Source organism: Citrobacter sp. S-77 (assembly GCF_963864895.1).
GTDB lineage: Bacteria > Pseudomonadota > Gammaproteobacteria > Enterobacterales > Enterobacteriaceae > Citrobacter > Citrobacter murliniae.
The window spans coordinates 3,377,131-3,393,426 of record NZ_CAWLWU010000002.1 but is presented as its reverse complement, the minus strand read 5'-3'; the positions used below and the strand labels follow the sequence as shown (position 1 = coordinate 3,393,426).

At 50.7% G+C, this 16,296-nt stretch carries 13 protein-coding genes; 7 read left to right on the top strand and 6 right to left on the bottom strand.

Annotated features, from left to right (window positions below):
- Positions 1–2: 2 nt before the first annotated feature.
- From AACS05_RS16810 to mgrA, 5 genes are all read right to left on the bottom strand, one after another.
- Positions 3–1,529, bottom strand: coding sequence for a sugar ABC transporter ATP-binding protein (locus AACS05_RS16810; RefSeq protein ID WP_045445855.1), 1,527 nt, complete (start codon positions 1,527–1,529; stop codon positions 3–5).
- Positions 1,530–1,610: 81 nt separating this feature from the next.
- Entirely contained in the window at positions 1,611–2,573 is a 963-nt protein-coding gene (locus tag AACS05_RS16805) for a sugar ABC transporter substrate-binding protein (RefSeq protein WP_045445852.1), read from the bottom strand.
- A 45-nt stretch (positions 2,574–2,618) separates the two neighbouring features.
- A complete protein-coding gene (locus AACS05_RS16800) occupies positions 2,619–3,824 on the bottom strand; it encodes a PfkB family carbohydrate kinase (protein ID WP_045445849.1) in 1,206 nt (401 codons plus the stop codon).
- Positions 3,825–4,100: 276 nt separating this feature from the next.
- Positions 4,101–4,427, bottom strand: a complete 327-nt coding sequence (ypeC, locus tag AACS05_RS16795) for a DUF2502 domain-containing protein YpeC (RefSeq protein WP_045445847.1) — start codon at positions 4,425–4,427, stop codon at positions 4,101–4,103.
- Between the two features lie 128 nt (positions 4,428–4,555).
- Positions 4,556–5,554, bottom strand: coding sequence for an L-glyceraldehyde 3-phosphate reductase (gene mgrA / locus AACS05_RS16790; protein WP_045445844.1), 999 nt, complete (start codon positions 5,552–5,554; stop codon positions 4,556–4,558).
- 181 nt (positions 5,555–5,735) lie between these two features.
- On the opposite strand from mgrA, the gene AACS05_RS16785 reads away from it, so the two are divergent.
- Positions 5,736–7,388: an alpha-keto acid decarboxylase family protein gene (locus AACS05_RS16785; protein WP_045445841.1), complete on the top strand. Its 1,653-nt coding sequence runs from the start codon at positions 5,736–5,738 to the stop codon at positions 7,386–7,388.
- On the opposite strand, the gene AACS05_RS16780 is transcribed toward AACS05_RS16785, so the two are convergent.
- Positions 7,389–8,624 (bottom strand): ion channel protein, encoded by a 1,236-nt coding sequence (locus AACS05_RS16780; RefSeq protein WP_045445838.1) that lies wholly within the window; start codon positions 8,622–8,624, stop codon positions 7,389–7,391.
- 204 nt (positions 8,625–8,828) lie between these two features.
- On the opposite strand from AACS05_RS16780, the gene glk reads away from it, so the two are divergent.
- The 6 genes from glk (at position 8,829) to ptsP (ending at position 16,237) form a co-directional block, all read left to right on the top strand.
- Positions 8,829–9,794, top strand: a complete 966-nt coding sequence (gene glk, locus AACS05_RS16775; RefSeq protein ID WP_045445835.1) for a glucokinase — start codon at positions 8,829–8,831, stop codon at positions 9,792–9,794.
- A gap of 190 nt (positions 9,795–9,984) precedes the next feature.
- On the top strand, positions 9,985–10,311 hold the full coding sequence (locus tag AACS05_RS16770; protein WP_045445832.1) for a PTS fructose transporter subunit IIB: 327 nt from the start codon (positions 9,985–9,987) through the stop codon (positions 10,309–10,311).
- Between the two features lie 19 nt (positions 10,312–10,330).
- Positions 10,331–11,578, top strand: a complete 1,248-nt coding sequence (locus AACS05_RS16765; RefSeq protein WP_045445829.1) for a PTS fructose transporter subunit IIC — start codon at positions 10,331–10,333, stop codon at positions 11,576–11,578.
- Between the two features lie 17 nt (positions 11,579–11,595).
- Positions 11,596–12,678: an aminopeptidase gene (gene ypdF, locus AACS05_RS16760; protein WP_045445826.1), complete on the top strand. Its 1,083-nt coding sequence runs from the start codon at positions 11,596–11,598 to the stop codon at positions 12,676–12,678.
- Positions 12,678–13,718 carry an aminopeptidase gene (gene ypdE / locus AACS05_RS16755; RefSeq protein WP_045445823.1) on the top strand — a complete coding sequence of 347 codons (1,041 nt, stop codon included), beginning with the start codon at positions 12,678–12,680 and terminating at the stop codon, positions 13,716–13,718. The genes ypdF and ypdE overlap by 1 nt, the downstream gene beginning before the upstream one ends.
- A 23-nt stretch (positions 13,719–13,741) precedes the next feature.
- Positions 13,742–16,237: a phosphoenolpyruvate--protein phosphotransferase gene (gene ptsP / locus AACS05_RS16750; protein WP_045445820.1), complete on the top strand. Its 2,496-nt coding sequence runs from the start codon at positions 13,742–13,744 to the stop codon at positions 16,235–16,237.
- Positions 16,238–16,296 lie beyond the last annotated feature (59 nt).

Here is a 16,296-nt window from a genome sequence, read left to right as displayed (position 1 = left end):
GGCTACTCGCTGACGGTATCTTCTGCATGTTGATATGCCGAAAATGCTGCCGCTAAAATGCGATCCTGGCTCCAGTCATCACGCGTAAATGTGTTCACTAACTTGCCATCTGAAATTACCGCAATACGATCGCAAACGAGCATGAGTTCGCGCAGATCACTGGAAACGACAACAACGCCTTTTCCCTTAGACGTCAACGTATTCAGCAACTGGTAAATATCCTGTTTAGCGCCGACATCAATACCGCGAGTGGGCTCATCAAATAGGACAACTTCGCAGTCTCGTTCCAGCCATCGGCTAATCAAAACTTTTTGCTGGTTGCCGCCCGATAAACTCTCCACTGCCTGTGCTGTGTTTGTTGTACGAACCGCTAAACTTTTGATGTGTTTATTTGCTAACGTGGTTTCACTCAATGCGTTAACGACCGACAGATGACTTATTTTGTCGCTGTTGCCCAATGAAATATTTGCTGCAACCGACTGGGGTAATAAAAGCCCTTCACCTTTACGATCTTCCGTGACTAATGCGATACCGTGTCGAATAGCCTCAGCAGGAGAACGGATCGCTACGGGCTTTAATGGGGAGCCAATCAGCAAGGTGCCACTGTCGATTTTATCAGCGCCGAAAATAGCACGCAGAAGCTCTGTTCTGCCGGAGCCGACCAGACCGCTGATCCCTAACACCTCACCGCTGTACAATGTAAATGACGTATCCCGAATGATTTTCCCACGCTTAAAATTTTCCACTTTCAGGATGGGATGACCTGCCTGACGTCCACTTAAATCAAATGAACTTTCTAAGTCGCGCCCGACCATCAGCGAAACAAGCTGATCGCTGGTATAACGTTTGATATCGTCCACGCAAACCAAATGGCCATCTCGGAGTACGGCAATATCGTCAGCAATTATCGCTAACTCATCGAGACGGTGAGAAATATAAATGATTGAAACCCCACGGGCTTTAAACAGCGCTATCTGTTTAAACAGGAGTTTAACTTCACGACTACTGAGCATGGCCGTCGGTTCATCCAGAATAAGCACCCGACTTTCACCAATTAAGTTTCGTGCGATTTCGATCATCTGTTGATGACCAATACCCAATTCACCTACCAGCGTATTAGGATCGACAGATTGAAGTCCAACCATTGCCATCACCGGGCGAGCCATTTCTGTTAACTTTTTCCGATCGATCCAGCCGAACCGATGGGGAAGTTGTTCGAGAAACAGGTTTTCCGCGACCGACAATGTAGGCAACAAATTGAGTTCTTGCATAACCATGCGAACACCCAACTTTTCTGCTTCTTTTCGGGTAGCGGGGGCGTAAGGTTGACCCTGATAAATCATCTGCCCGGTAGTTGCGCTAGTTAGTCCGCCAATAATTTTTGATAATGTACTTTTCCCGGCACCGTTTTCTCCCGTCAGGGCCAATACTTTTCCTGGATATAATGCTAGCGTCACATCTACCAGGACAGGTTCACTATAGGTTTTACCTACTCCCTGTATTGTGAGGATCTCTTGCCCACTTTTCATATTCTGGCCTTATCCGGTAAGCCGCTCTGATACCCAAATAATTGCAATACCACAGCGGCACACTGTTTTACGGTTATTAACTTATTGTTTAACGATAAGTTTTATTGGCGTTTCAACGTTGCTGGAGAGCTCACTCTGTTTTTTGCCATTTTTTAACGCATCAAGTGCGGCATCAATTCCAAATACGGCTTGTTGCGAAGCAAATTGATCTGCGGTTGCTAAAACACGGCCATCATTTAACATAGGCTTAATCGCTTCGATATTGTCATAACCAACCACCAGAACCTGGCCTTTTTTCCCGGCAGAGCGAATTGCAGAAACTGCGCCTAATGCCATATTGTCGTTATCTGCCAACAGAGCTTTGATATCGGGGTATTCACTCAGCATTGCAGCGGCCACTGCATTAGCGTTGTTAATTTCCCATTGACCAGATTGAACGGAAACTACTTTCATTCCGCCTTGTGCCATTGCGTTCTGGAAGCCGAGGGTACGTTGCTGAGAGTTACTGGAGGTTGGGATGCCTTCAATAATACCGACCTGATCGCCTGGTTTAAGGTGCTTCGCTAAATAATCACCAATTTCTTTTGCGCCTTTTTGGTTATCCGGGCCAACAAAAGGAATGTTGAGATTTTTATCTTTGAGTACACCGTCATCAAATTTATTATCAATGTTGATGACAATGATACCTGCATCAATCGCTTTTTTAATGACAGGCACAAGGGCTTTAGAGTCTGATGGCGCAATGATGATAGCATCGGCTTTAGAGACGATCATTTGCTCTACGATCTGGATTTGATTTGCCGTATCCGTTTCGTTTTTGATGCCGTTAGAAATCAAGTCAAACTTGTCGGCGTTTTTTTTCTGATAATCTTTTGCTCCTGTTTCCATTGTCAGGAAAAACTCATTTGCCAGTGATTTCATGACCAGCGCGACTTTAGGTTTATGTGTCTGCGTATCGGCGGCAAAAGCAGGTACGGTGAAGGTGGCGGAAAGCGCTAAGCCGACAGTTGCACCGATCACACGATAAAACATTTTATTTTTCATGAAATTATCCTATAGGTGTAGGGGGCTAAATAATGCTCTAGACAGTTACTGCATACGATGATAAACGAGCGAATTACTGGGCATGTTTGATGCACCTTTACGTTCAACTTTCAACGATGCAAACGCAGAAGCATATTGCGCTGCATTGATGAGTCCTTTACCGTTTGCAATACATGCAGCCAGTGCCCCGGTAAAGGCATCGCCTGCTCCACTGGTATCGACAACGGCTGATTTATAGGCCGGAATATGAGTATAAGTTTTGCCATCAAAGATCAGACAACCGTCGCTACCTAACGTGATAATGACGCATTTTGCGCCCTGGATATGAATGCTTTTGGCGGCATTTTTTGCTGAATAAATATCAACTATGTTGATACCTGACAACGCTTCAGCTTCAATTTTATTCGGTGTGATAATATCGATTAAATGCAATATTTCTTTGATCTCGGAAACATAGGGAGCGGGATTCAGAACAACCAGAGATTTTCCAAGTTTTGCCTGCATGACGGCAAAGCGAGTGATAGGAAAATTATTTTCCAGTTGGGTTAAAAAAACTTTGCAATTACGAATGGTATCTATATCCAATAAAATATCTTCCTGGGTGAAAGTTTCATTGGCTCCAAGATCGATACTGATCATATTGTCTCCAGTGGCACCTGAAACCCAAACCATTGCAATTCCAGTGGAGGACATTTCATTTTCAAAAAAAGAGAAAGATGAAATTTCAGTGTTCGTTAAGTATCTTTTTGCTTTTTTCGAAAACTCATCTGTACCTAATTTAACAGTAAGATGAACATTGTTATTGATTTTGGCTGCAGCAACCGCCTGGTTTGTACCTTTCCCTCCGGCATAAAAATGGGTTGCAGAGGCGCGTATGGTCTGGCCAATTTGAGGGAATGTTGAAGTTTCAGAGACAATATCTATATTAAATGAACCCAGTATGTAAATGCTTTCATCAATATAGTTATTTTGTTTGGTACGGGTAGAAATCGTTGTGATTTCCTTATGGCTTTTGAACCCGTTCAATATTGTATTTGTGAAAGATTGTTCAAATAAAGATTCATCAGGTGTGTTGTTTAATTGCGCGCCGCCATGGAATAATGAAAAAAGAGTATTCTGACTTAACTCATTTAAGTCATTACGGATCGTGCGAGTCGTAACTGATAATTCCTTTGCTAATTCGCTAACATAAACCTTTTTATCGGTTACCAGCTTAACCCGAATGGCCTTTTGTCTTTCTTGTTTTTTCATTGGCGCTCACCCCAGGTTTTATATTATTAAATTAATGTTAACGTTTATCGCGTAAAGTTCAAAAAAAACACGATTAATCGGAATTTTTTTTTCCGATTTTGTGAATTTGTGAAATGAACCGGAAAGATGGAGGACGCTCTGGGGGGGTTATTGTGGCTGTACGTAATCCAGCGTTTGGGAAAGTGTTACGCAAAAAGGGTCCATGTACAAACATGAACCCTATGTATATCGATGGTTTGTGTGAATACTGCCCCGGATGATGGGGGATTTGTTACATTAATGATGGTGTTTGTGGCCTCGCCCGCGACCACGATGGTCATCACGATCGTTCCAGCCTTCACGATAACCGCGCTCGTAAGCTTTGCGTTTATCCCAGCCACGATGGTAGCCATTGTCATGACGCCACCAACGATTTTTGCGCCACTCATAATTATGGTGCCAGTAATCCCGGTCGCGCCAGCGCCCGCCGTCCCAGTAGTTGCCGTAATTGTCGCGATCGCCAATTTGTAATTTAATCGACGGTAGCAGGGTGATTTCGCCAGCGTTTGCGGCCAGCGGTGCAAAAGCCATTAAGACTGCCGCCAGAATCAGTGACCTGAACATTCTTTCTCTCCTTCACGATCGAGCCGTAGCCGGCCTGTTAACGCAATATTACGGGGCAGTAAAGCCCCGTTTCATCGCCTTAACTCTTAAATCCTGAGAGAGAGCACTTTTTGTTAATAAATGTGTTTTTATTTCAACCGACCCAGAATGGCATCAATCTCTGCACATTCTGCCGGTGAGAAATGACGGTTTGCCAGCATGCCGACAGCGTCTTCAATTTGCGCCGGTTTGCTGGCACCAATCAGCACTGAGGTGACTTTGTCTTCCCGTAACACCCAGGCCAGCGCCATCTGGGAGAGCTTTTGTCCTCGCCGCTCAGCCAGTTCATTCAACAAACGAACTTTGTTTAATTTTTCCGCAGTAATTTGGTCCGGATTAAGAAAACGGCTGCCGCTTGCTGCACGAGAATCCGCAGGAATACCGTTCAGGTAGCGATCGGTTAATTGTCCACCTGCCAGCGGTGAGAAGGCGATACTGCCAACTCCTTTCTCCTGCAGCAGTGAGAGTAAACCTCCTTCAACCCAGCGTTCAAACATGGAATATTTGGGCTGGTGGATAAGGCATGGAGTCCCTAAATCGTTGAGGATTTCAATGGCCTGTCTGGTAAGGTCGGCAGGATAGTTAGACAGCCCGACATACAGCGCTTTGCCCTGCCGGACAATATGATCCAGTGCCTTCATGGTTTCTGTAAGCGGTGTTTCAGGATCGGGACGATGGTGATAGAAGATATCAACATATTCCAGACCCATGCGTTTCAGGCTTTGGTCGAGGCTGGCTATAAGATATTTACGCGAACCCCAGTCGCCGTAGGGACCATCCCACATGGTGTAGCCTGCTTTGGTGGAGATGATGAGTTCATCCCGCCACGGCAAAAAATCTTCCTGCAGAATGCGTCCGAAATTTCGCTCAGCTGAGCCCGGTGGCGGCCCGTAGTTATTGGCGAGATCAAAATGGGTGATCCCCAGATCGAAAGCGCGCTGTAACAGGCTCCGGCTGTTCTCGACTTGCGTGGTGTCACCAAAATTGTGCCACAGGCCAAGAGAGATAACCGGTAGTTTTAACCCGCTTTGACCGCAGCGGCGGTACTCCATTGTCTGATAGCGATTTTCATCAGCGCGATAAACCATGTAGCCCCCATTCCAGATAGTGAGAGTTTCAGTGTATACGTTTACACAAGTCAGGCCTCAATGAAATTTCACCGCCGAAACTGTAAATTCAGCTTTCCACCCCCTTCACGGCGAGTTTTCTGGACAGGTATCACAGTTCTTCGATACTCAACATGAGGTTACCGTCAGAAGGATAGCTGTCATGCAAACCCCGTATTCAGTTGCTGATTATCTGCTGGACAGGCTGGCAGGTTGTGGAATTGGCCACCTTTTTGGTGTGCCGGGTGATTATAATTTGCAGTTTCTGGACCATGTGATTGAACATCCCAGCGTGCGCTGGGTCGGGTGCGCGAACGAATTGAATGCGGCTTATGCTGCGGATGGATATGCCCGGGTGGCGGGGGCAGGAGCGCTTCTCACCACCTTTGGCGTTGGGGAATTAAGCGCAATCAATGGATTAGCCGGAAGCTATGCAGAATATGTTCCTGTACTGCATATTGTGGGGGCTCCGTGTAGCAGTGCTCAGCGGCGTGGGGAACTGATGCATCACACCCTTGGTGACGGTGATTTTCAGCATTTTTACCGTATGCACCAGGCGATTACCTCTGCCAGTGCGGTGCTGGATGCACAAAACGCCTGCTATGAAATTGACCGGGTTCTGCGGGCAATGTTGTCCGAGCGCAGACCAGGTTATCTGATGCTACCTGCTGATATTGCCAAACACCCCGCCACGCCCCCGCAAGATATCCTCATTATTCCCCTGAACGAACCGGAAAGCAGCGTGGCTGCCGCGTTTCGTTTTCAGGCCCGCGAACGGTTAATCGACAGTCCGCGGGTGGCGCTGCTGGCTGATTTTCTCGCGCAGCGTTTTGGTTTACAGCCGGTTTTACAGCGCTGGATGGCGGAAACGCCGATGGCCCACGCCACACTATTGATGGGCAAAGGGCTTTTTGATGAGCGTCATCCGGCGTTTGTTGGCACTTACAGCGCTGGGGCCAGCAATGATTATGTACGCCAGGCGATAGAGGATGCCGACACGATCATCTGTGTTGGCACTCAGTTTGTTGACACGTTGACTGCCGGTTTTACGCAACGGCTACCGCAGGAACGCACTATTGAGGTCCAGCCTCATGCTTCGCGCGTAGGAACAAGCTGGTTTAACGTCCCCATGGAACAGGCGGTCACCACGCTACGAGAATTATGCCTGGAATTGTCATTCTCTCTCCCACCTGAACGTCCTCCTGTTAATCGTATTCCGGTTGAAAAGGGGCCGCTGACACAGGAAAACTTCTGGCATACGGTGCAGCATTATCTGGCACCTGACGACATTATCCTCGTAGACCAGGGGACTGCCGCATTTGGTGCTGCGGCGCTCTCGTTACCTTCCGGGGCTGAGGTGCTGGTACAACCGTTGTGGGGCTCTATTGGCTATGCTTTACCTGCCACATTCGGTGCACAAATGGCTTGCCCGGACCGCCGGGTGATCCTGATTATTGGTGATGGTGCGGCGCAACTGACAATTCAGGAACTGGGGTCAATGCTCAGAGAGGGTCAGTCACCCGTTGTTTTACTGCTCAATAACGACGGTTATACCGTAGAGCGTGCTATTCACGGGGCGAATCAGCGTTACAACGATATTGCCGGCTGGAGCTGGACGCAGGTGCCGCAGGCTCTGAGTCGGGAATGTCAGGCGGAATGCTGGCGCGTGGCGCAGGCCGTACAGTTGGAGGAAGTTCTGGCTCGGCTGGCATCACCGCAACGGCTTTCGTTGATTGAAGTGGTGTTGCCGAAAGCCGATCTGCCTGAATTGTTGCGCACGGTGACCCGTGCGCTGGAAGCCCGTAACGGCGGATAGCTATTTATCCGGGCGATTGGCGATCATCATCGGTTTACCTGCCAACAGCAACCAGGCGGGAAGCATAACGATACACAACAGCGGCAGCAGGGTGGTGTCTGGCACCACCACTGCGGCCATAAACAGACTCAGCCAGGCATCGCGTGTGACAACCAAGACCAGCCCCAGAATGGCACAGGAGACGGTGATTGCTGCCGGTACGGTTTCAACATGGGCGTGTAGCATAAGTCCCAGCGCCACACCCACGAATACCGCCGGGAAAATACGCCCACCGCGAAAACCGCTGGCGGCGGCAACCACCAGCGCGGCCAGTTTAATCACCGCGAGCATAAAATAGTCTGAGGCACCCAGAGTCTGGCTAAACGCCATTTGCTGCATTTCATCCAGCCCCTTAAACAAAGTAAGTGGCCCACCAATAACGCCTAATATGCCGAGGATAAATCCCCCAACACCGAGGATCAGCACCGGGTGTTTCAATTGATGCATCAACTGGTGCAAACGTGGCAAACACCAGACCGCCACCATACCTGCCGCAATAGCAATGGCGGCGACAATGGCACCGCTAAAAATATCGGTCAGATGCATCTGTGAGTAGTGTTCAATGGGCAACGAAAAATGAGGATGAAAGAACAGGCTGGTTGTCAGTGATCCCGCTGCTGCGGCCAGCAATGGCGCAAACAGACGATCCCACAAGGGAACATCGTTAGAGTTGTTCAATGTTTGCGAGAACACCAGCGCTGCGGCGACAGGGGTGCCAAACAGCGCGCCAATGGTGCCAGCAGAAGCGAGAATGGTCCAGTCCAGCTTATCAACACGGGGAAACAGCCGAACGCCAATGGCCACTGCCAGCGCGATATTCACGGTCATAATCGGATGCTCTGGCCCCAGACTGACCCCGCCCGCGAGGCCGAGGATCAGTGCGGCCAGCAGGCCCGGCAGTGCTGAAGTTGATACTGGCATACCGATCAGTGGTTCACAGGCCGGATCCGGGCCTGCATGACCCTGGCTGTAGCGAATCACTAAGCCGACCATTATCCCGGTAAGCGTAAGCATGCCGATGATCCAAACCGGAGAGTCATTGGCAATGCCAATACTGACGGGCAGACGCTCCCATAAAAATTGCTGTAAAACAGAGGCCACTTTCATTACTGCGATCAACACCAGACTGGAGGCGATGCCAATAATCAGCGCGGGGGTTGATAATAACAGCATCGTTCTGGCACGCGGATGGAGCATTTTCTATTCCTTCAAACAGAGTCATAGAGGTAGTTTGCACAGCCTGCCTTGTGGCATTGCTGCAAATGGTGCTGAAACGATAAAGTAATTATGTGACCTGGATCGATTTTCCACGGGCATCAGCCTTTGGGGCGTTGTTGTTATGCCCCCATGAATTTACAGTGTGCTAAAGATTTATTCTGACTTTAGCGGAGCAGTAGAAGAATGACAAAATATGCTTTAGTAGGTGATGTCGGCGGCACTAACGCGCGTCTTGCTCTGTGTGACATTGCCAGTGGTGAGATTTCGCAGGCAAAGACCTATTCCGGGCTGGATTACCCAAGCCTTGAAGCCGTTGTGCGTGTTTACCTGGATGAGCATAGCGTTAGCGTTGAAGACGGGTGTATTGCCATTGCCTGCCCGATCACCGGTGACTGGGTGGCAATGACCAACCATACCTGGGCATTTTCTATTGCTGAAATGAAAAAGAATCTTGGCTTCAGTCATCTGGAAATCATCAACGATTTCACCGCTGTATCGATGGCGATCCCCATGTTGAAAAAAGAGCACTTGATTCAGTTTGGTGGTGCAGAGCCTGTCGAAGGGAAACCTATTGCGGTTTATGGTGCGGGTACTGGCTTAGGCGTTGCGCATCTGGTGCACGTGGATAAACGCTGGGTGAGCCTGCCGGGAGAAGGGGGGCATGTGGATTTCGCCCCTAATAGTGAAGAAGAAGGCATTATTCTGGAAGTGCTGCGCGCGGAGATTGGTCATGTCTCAGCGGAACGCGTGCTGTCCGGCCCTGGGCTGGTGAATTTGTACCGCGCTATTGTGAAGTCAGATGGGCGCCTGCCGGAAAACCTGCAGCCGAAAGATATCACTGAACGTGCATTGGCCGATTCCTGTATCGACTGTCGCCGCGCGCTGTCGCTATTTTGCGTCATTATGGGGCGATTTGGCGGCGATCTGGCACTAACGCTGGGCACCTTTGGCGGTGTCTATATTGCCGGTGGCATCGTGCCGCGCTTCCTCGAGTTCTTTAAAGCGTCTGGTTTTCGCGGCGGCTTTGAAGATAAAGGGCGGTTTAAATCCTATGTTCAGGACATTCCGGTGTATCTGATTGTACATGATAATCCAGGACTGCTTGGCTCAGGTGCGCATTTGCGCCAGACTTTAGGGCATGTTCTGTAACTACACTGCTATACCCTGCGAAACCGCGCTAATCACGCGGTTTTTTTTCGTCTGTTGCCAGCCATTCCGACGCTCGTCACATTTCCGAATTGCGGGATTATTTATCCAGTAGAAGCATTATTTATCTGGTAACGGTCGTTGCTTTCCTGCATCCATAATTTCACTCGTTAACTATTACGAGGAGTCTGTTATGAGTAAAAAACTGATTGCAGTCTGTGCATGCCCGATGGGGCTGGCTCACACCTTTATGGCAGCTCAGGCGCTGGAAGAAGCGGCGGTTGAAGCGGGATACGAAGTGAAAATTGAAACGCAGGGCGCAGATGGCATTCAAAACCGCCTGACGGCGCAGGACATTGCCGAAGCGACGTTAATTATCCACTCCGTTGCCGTCACACCGGAAGATAACGAGCGGTTTGAAACACGCGATGTGTACGAAATTACTTTGCAGGACGCAATAAAAAACGCTGCTGGCATCATTAAAGAGATCGAAGAAATGGTTGCCGCAGAACAACAATAATTGTCGAAGGGAAACACGTATGGCCATTAAAAAACGCAGTGCAACCGTTGTGCCTGGCGCATCTGGTGCGGCAGCGGTAATAAAAAATCCTCAGGCCTCCCGCAATAGCTTTTGGGGCGAACTCCCGCAGCATGTAATGTCGGGTATTTCGCGTATGGTACCCACGTTAATCATGGGTGGGGTGATCCTCGCTTTCTCTCAACTGATTGCCTATAGCTGGCTAAAAATTCCTGCTGATACCGGCATCATGGATGCGCTGAATAGCGGGAAGTTCGATGGTTTTAATCTTTCATTACTGAAGTTTGCCTGGCTGTCACAGTCTTTTGGCGGCGTGCTGTTTGGTTTTGCTATACCCATGTTTGCAGCGTTCGTTGCTAACTCTATCGGCGGTAAGCTGGCGTTTCCGGCAGGATTCATCGGCGGGCTGATGTCTACTCAGCCCACGCAGGTGCTGAATTTTGACCCAACCACTCTGCAATGGGCGACGGCCGCTCCGGTACCTTCGACCTTTATCGGAGCGCTGATTATCTCGATTGTTGCCGGATATCTGGTGAAGTGGATGAACCAGAAAATCCAGCTTCCTGATTTTCTGCTGGCATTCAAAACCACTTTTTTACTGCCGATTCTCTCCGCGATTTTCGTCATGCTGGCGATGTATTACGTGATAACCCCGTTCGGAGGTTGGATTAACGGTGGTATCCGTACTCTGCTGACGGCCGCGGGAGAGAAAGGTACGCTGATGTATGCGATGGGCATCTCCGCAGCGACTGCAATTGACCTCGGTGGCCCTATCAATAAGGCCGCAGGATTTGTTGCCTTTAGCTTTACCACCGATCACGTCCTGCCGGTGACTGCACGCTCTATTGCGATTGTCATTCCACCTATTGGTCTTGGGCTGGCAACGCTTATCGACCGCCGTTTAACCGGTAAACGACTGTTTAGTGCGCAGCTTTACCCGCAGGGGAAAACGGCGATGTTCCTTGCGTTTATGGGCATTAGCGAAGGCGCGATCCCCTTTGCGCTGGAAAGCCCTGTTACGGCGATCCCTTCATATATGGTTGGAGCAATTGTCGGCTCGACGGCTGCTGTCTGGCTGGGCGCAGTACAGTGGTTCCCTGAATCCGCCATCTGGGCATGGCCTCTGGTTACTAATCTCGGCGTCTATATGGCGGGGATCTTATTAGGGGCGGTTATTACGGCGCTAATGGTCGTGTTCCTGCGCCACATGATGTATCGCAAAGGCAAACTGCTGATTGAAAGCCTCTGAATATAAGGATTGTCATCATGAGTTTACTTGCCTCATTGCGCGAATGGCTAACGGCGCAAAGGTTGGACGCCGTGCTGCTTTCATCGCGGCAGAATAAACAGCCGCATCTGGGTATCTCCAGCAGTTCTGGGTTTGTGCTTATCAGCCATAAAAAAGCACATATCCTGGTGGATTCCCGTTACTACACCGATATCGCGGCGCGTACATGTGGCTACCAGCTCCATTTACTGGATGGGGCGCAGACGCTGTATTCGCGGGTGAATCAAATCATTGATGACGAAAACCTGGATACGCTGGGCTTCGAAGGAGAGCAGGTTAGCTGGCAAACGGCGCACATGTGGTCAGGTAAATTGCGCGCCCGACTGGTGAGCGTGGTACCGGATGTTCTTCGGCAGGTTAAAACGGCACAGGAGATTGCCTGTATCCGCGAGGCCTGCCGGATTGCCGATCTCGGTGCTGAACACATTCGTCGTTTTATTCAGCCAGGCCTCAGTGAACGAGCCATTGCCGCTGAGCTGGAATGGTATATGCGCACACTTGGTGCGGAAAAGATCTCTTTTGACACCATTGTCGCCAGCGGTTGGCGCGGCGCGTTGCCACATGGAAAAGCCAGCGACAAGCTTGTCGAAGCGGGCGAATTTATCACGCTGGATTTTGGCGCACAGTACCAGGGATATTGTTCGGATATGACGCGAACGTTTCGCGTCCCTGGTGCGGGACCGGCAGAAGAAAGCGCTCTGTTTCCCGTTTATCAAATTGTTCTGGCCGCACACCGTGCAGCGGTGGCGGCAATTCGCCCAGGAGTGCACTGCCATGAGGTGGATGCCGCCGCTCGCCAGGTCATTACCGACGCGGGGTATGGTGATTACTTTGGGCATAACACCGGACACGCTATCGGTATTGAGGTCCATGAAAACCCTCGCTTCTCCCCGACAGATACGACTTCACTGGCGGTTGGCATGTTGCTTACCGTTGAGCCGGGTATCTACCTGCCGGGGCAAGGGGGAGTGCGTATTGAGGATGTTGTGCTGGTTACGCCAGACGGCGGTGAGGTGCTCTACAGCATGTCGAAAACATTGTTACATACGGGAGAGGCGTAATGGATTTATCGCTGCTGAAAGCGCTGAGTGAGGCGGATGCCATCGCGTCTTCAGAACAAGAGGTTCGTCAGATCTTACTTGATGAGGCTGATCGTCTGCATAAAGAGGTGCGCTTTGATGGCCTTGGCTCGGTACTGATTCGACTCAATGAATCGACAGGTCCGAAAGTGATGATTTGCGCGCATATGGATGAAGTGGGATTTATTGTACGCAGTATCTCCAGCGAAGGGGCGATTGATGTTTTACCGGTAGGAAATGTGCGGATGGCGGCCAGGCAACTGCAACTGGTGCGGATTACCACCCGAGAGGAGAGCAAAATCCCTGGGCTGCTTGACGGAGAACGTAGTGGCAATGATGTTAGCGCGATGCGGGTGGATATTGGCGCGCGCTCATATGACGAGGTCATTCAGGCTGGCGTCCGTCCGGGCGATCGCGTCACTTATGACACTACTTTTCAGGTTTTGCCACACCAGCGGGTAATGGGAAAAGCCTTTGATGATCGGCTCGGGTGTTATCTGCTGATAGCGCTGTTACGTGAATGGCATGGCGCTGAACTGCCTTGTGAAGTCTGGCTGGTGGCCAGCTCCAGTGAAGAGGTTGGGTTACGTGGAGGACAAACGGCGGCGCGTGCGGTTGCACCGGACATAGCCATTGTGCTGGACACGGCCTGCTGGGCAAAAAACTTTGATTATGGTGCGGCGAATCATCGACAGCTCGGCAAAGGGCCGATGCTGGTGCTGAGCGATAAGTCACTTATTGCCCCACCAAAACTGACAGCATGGGTTGAAAACGTCGCTTATGAAACGGGTATACCGCTACAGCTGGATATGTTCAGTAACGGTGGCACCGACGGTGGGGCTGTTCATGTCAGCGGCACAGGGATCCCGACGGTTGTGCTGGGGCCAGCTACACGCCATGGGCACTGCGCTGCGTCGATTGCAGATTGCCGTGACATCAGCCAAACGCAACAACTGCTGTCGGCTCTTATTTCACATCTTACGCGCGAAACCGTTGTTCATCTGACGGATTTCAGGTGCTGATTTTGCGCTAACCAGGAGTTGTTATGCTCACGATTCAATTTTTTTGCCCGTTACCCAATGGCCTGCATGCACGTCCGGCATGGGAGCTAAAAGAGCACTGTAGCCAGTGGCAAAGTGAGGTGATATTTATCAATCATCGCCAGAATACCCGGGCAGATGCGAAAAGTTCGCTGGCACTGATTGGCACCGGAACGCTGTTTAACGACAGTTGCAGTTTAACCATCACCGGTAGCGATGAAGAACAGGCCAGGCGGGCGCTGGAAGAGTATCTCCAGCACCGGTTTATTGACAGTGACAGTGTCCAGCCCACGTTCTCAGAGCTGGCAGCTCATCCGTTGCCACGTTCGCTGATCCGCCTTAACCCGGATTTGCTGTATGGCAATGTGCTGGCTGGTGGCGTAGGGGCTGGTTCGTTAACACTTTGGCAGAGCGATAATCTGGAAGTCTATCGGGCAATAGCGGCGAGCGCGGAGGATAATACCCGGCTGGAGCATAGCCTGGTGACGCTGGCTGAACAGCTTAATCAGCAGCTGCGAGAGCGTGACGGTGAGAGTAAAACCATACTGAGTGCACACCTGTCCTTGATTCAGGATGATGGGTTTGCCGGCAATATCCGTCGCCTGATGCTTGAGCAGCATCTGGGATTAGGCGCGGCGATTATCGCCAATATGGAACAGGTGTGTGACAAGCTGTCAGCCTCCGGCAATGACTACCTGCGTGAACGGGTCAGCGATATCCGTGATATCAGCGAGCAGTTGCTGCACATTACCTGGCCCGAAAGACGTCCGCGTAATGCACTGATTTTGGAACAACCGACAATACTGGTTGCCGAAGACCTGACCCCCAGTCAGTTTTTAAGCCTCAATTTGCAGCATCTGTCCGGCATGATCCTTGAGAAAACGGGCCGCACATCGCATACCCTGATTCTGGCTCGCGCGTCGGCGATCCCTGTGCTCAGCGGCCTGCCTCTGGAGGCAATTAGCCGCTATACGGGTCAGCATGCGGTACTGGATGCCCGCTGCGGTGTACTGGCGATTAACCCAAACGATGCTGTGCGTGGGTATTATGGGATTGCACAAAAGCTGGCGGATGAATGCCAGCGGAGGCAGGCGCTTGATGCCGCACAGCCTGCGTTCACCAAAGATAATCAGCGCATTGATGTCGCAGCGAATATCGGTACTGCGCTGGAAGCGCCAGGAGCGTTTGCTAATGGTGCGGAGGGTATTGGGCTGTTTCGTACTGAAATGCTGTTTATGGACAGAGACAGCGCGCCTGACGAGCAGGAGCAGTTTGAAGCCTACCAGCAGGTGTTACTGGCCGCTGGCGACAAACCGGTCATTTTTCGCACCATGGATATTGGTGGCGATAAAAATATCCGTTATCTCAATATTCCTCAGGAAGACAATCCGTTCCTTGGTTATCGCGCGGTGCGAATTTATCCCGAATTTGCCGGATTGTTCCGTACTCAACTACGCGCCATTTTTCGTGCAGCGGCCTTTGGTAACGCGCAACTGATGATTCCGATGGTGCACAGTCTTGACCAGATCCTGTGGGTGAAAAGTGAACTGCAAAAAGCGATAACTGAGTTGAAACTTGAGGGATTACGCCATGCCCCGGCCATTCCGTTGGGGATTATGGTTGAAGTGCCGTCAGTGTGTTACATCATCGATCACTTCTGTGACGAAGTTGATTTCTTCAGCATCGGCTCAAACGACATGACCCAGTATCTGTACGCGGTCGATCGTAATAACCCGCGAGTTTCGCCGCTGTATAACCCGATTACGCCGTCGTTTCTGCGGATGCTGCAGCAAATCGTCAGCGTGGCGCACGATCGCGGCAAATGGGTGGGGATCTGTGGTGAGCTAGGCGGAGAAGGGCGCTATTTACCGCTGTTGCTGGGTTTAGGACTCGACGAATTGAGTATGAGTAGCCCGCGTATTCCGGCCGTGAAAAGCCAGCTACGTGAACTGGACAGCCAGGCGTGCCGGGAGCTCGCTCTGCGGGCCTGCGAATGTCGCAGCGCGCAGGAGATCGAAGCGTTGCTGAATCAGTTTGCACCGCAAAAAGATGTCCGTCCGTTGCTGGCGCTGGAGAACATTTTTGTAGGCGAACCACTGAGCAATAAAGAACAGGCGATTCAGTTCCTGTGCGGCAATCTCGGCGTAAATGGGCGAACGGAACACCCGTTTGAGCTTGAAGAGGATGTCTGGCAGCGGGAAGAGATTGTCACGACCGCCGTTGGTTTTGGCGTGGCTATTCCACATACAAAATCCCAGTGGATCCGTCACTCCAGCATCAGCATTGTCCGGCTTGCGCAGCCGGTCGACTGGCAGTCGGAGATGGGGGACGTTGAACTGGTGATCATGCTAACGCTGGGAGCCGATGAGGGTATTAACCACGTGAAGGTCTTTTCGCAGCTGGCGCGCAAGCTGGTAAATAAGCAGTTTCGCCAGTCACTGTTTGCAGCGCAAGATGCCGAAAGCATTCTGGCCTTGCTGGAGGCCGAATTGACGTTTTGAGTTTGTGATAAATGCCGGGTAGAGACGCAAACGACGTCGAATCCGGTCTACAGACGGGT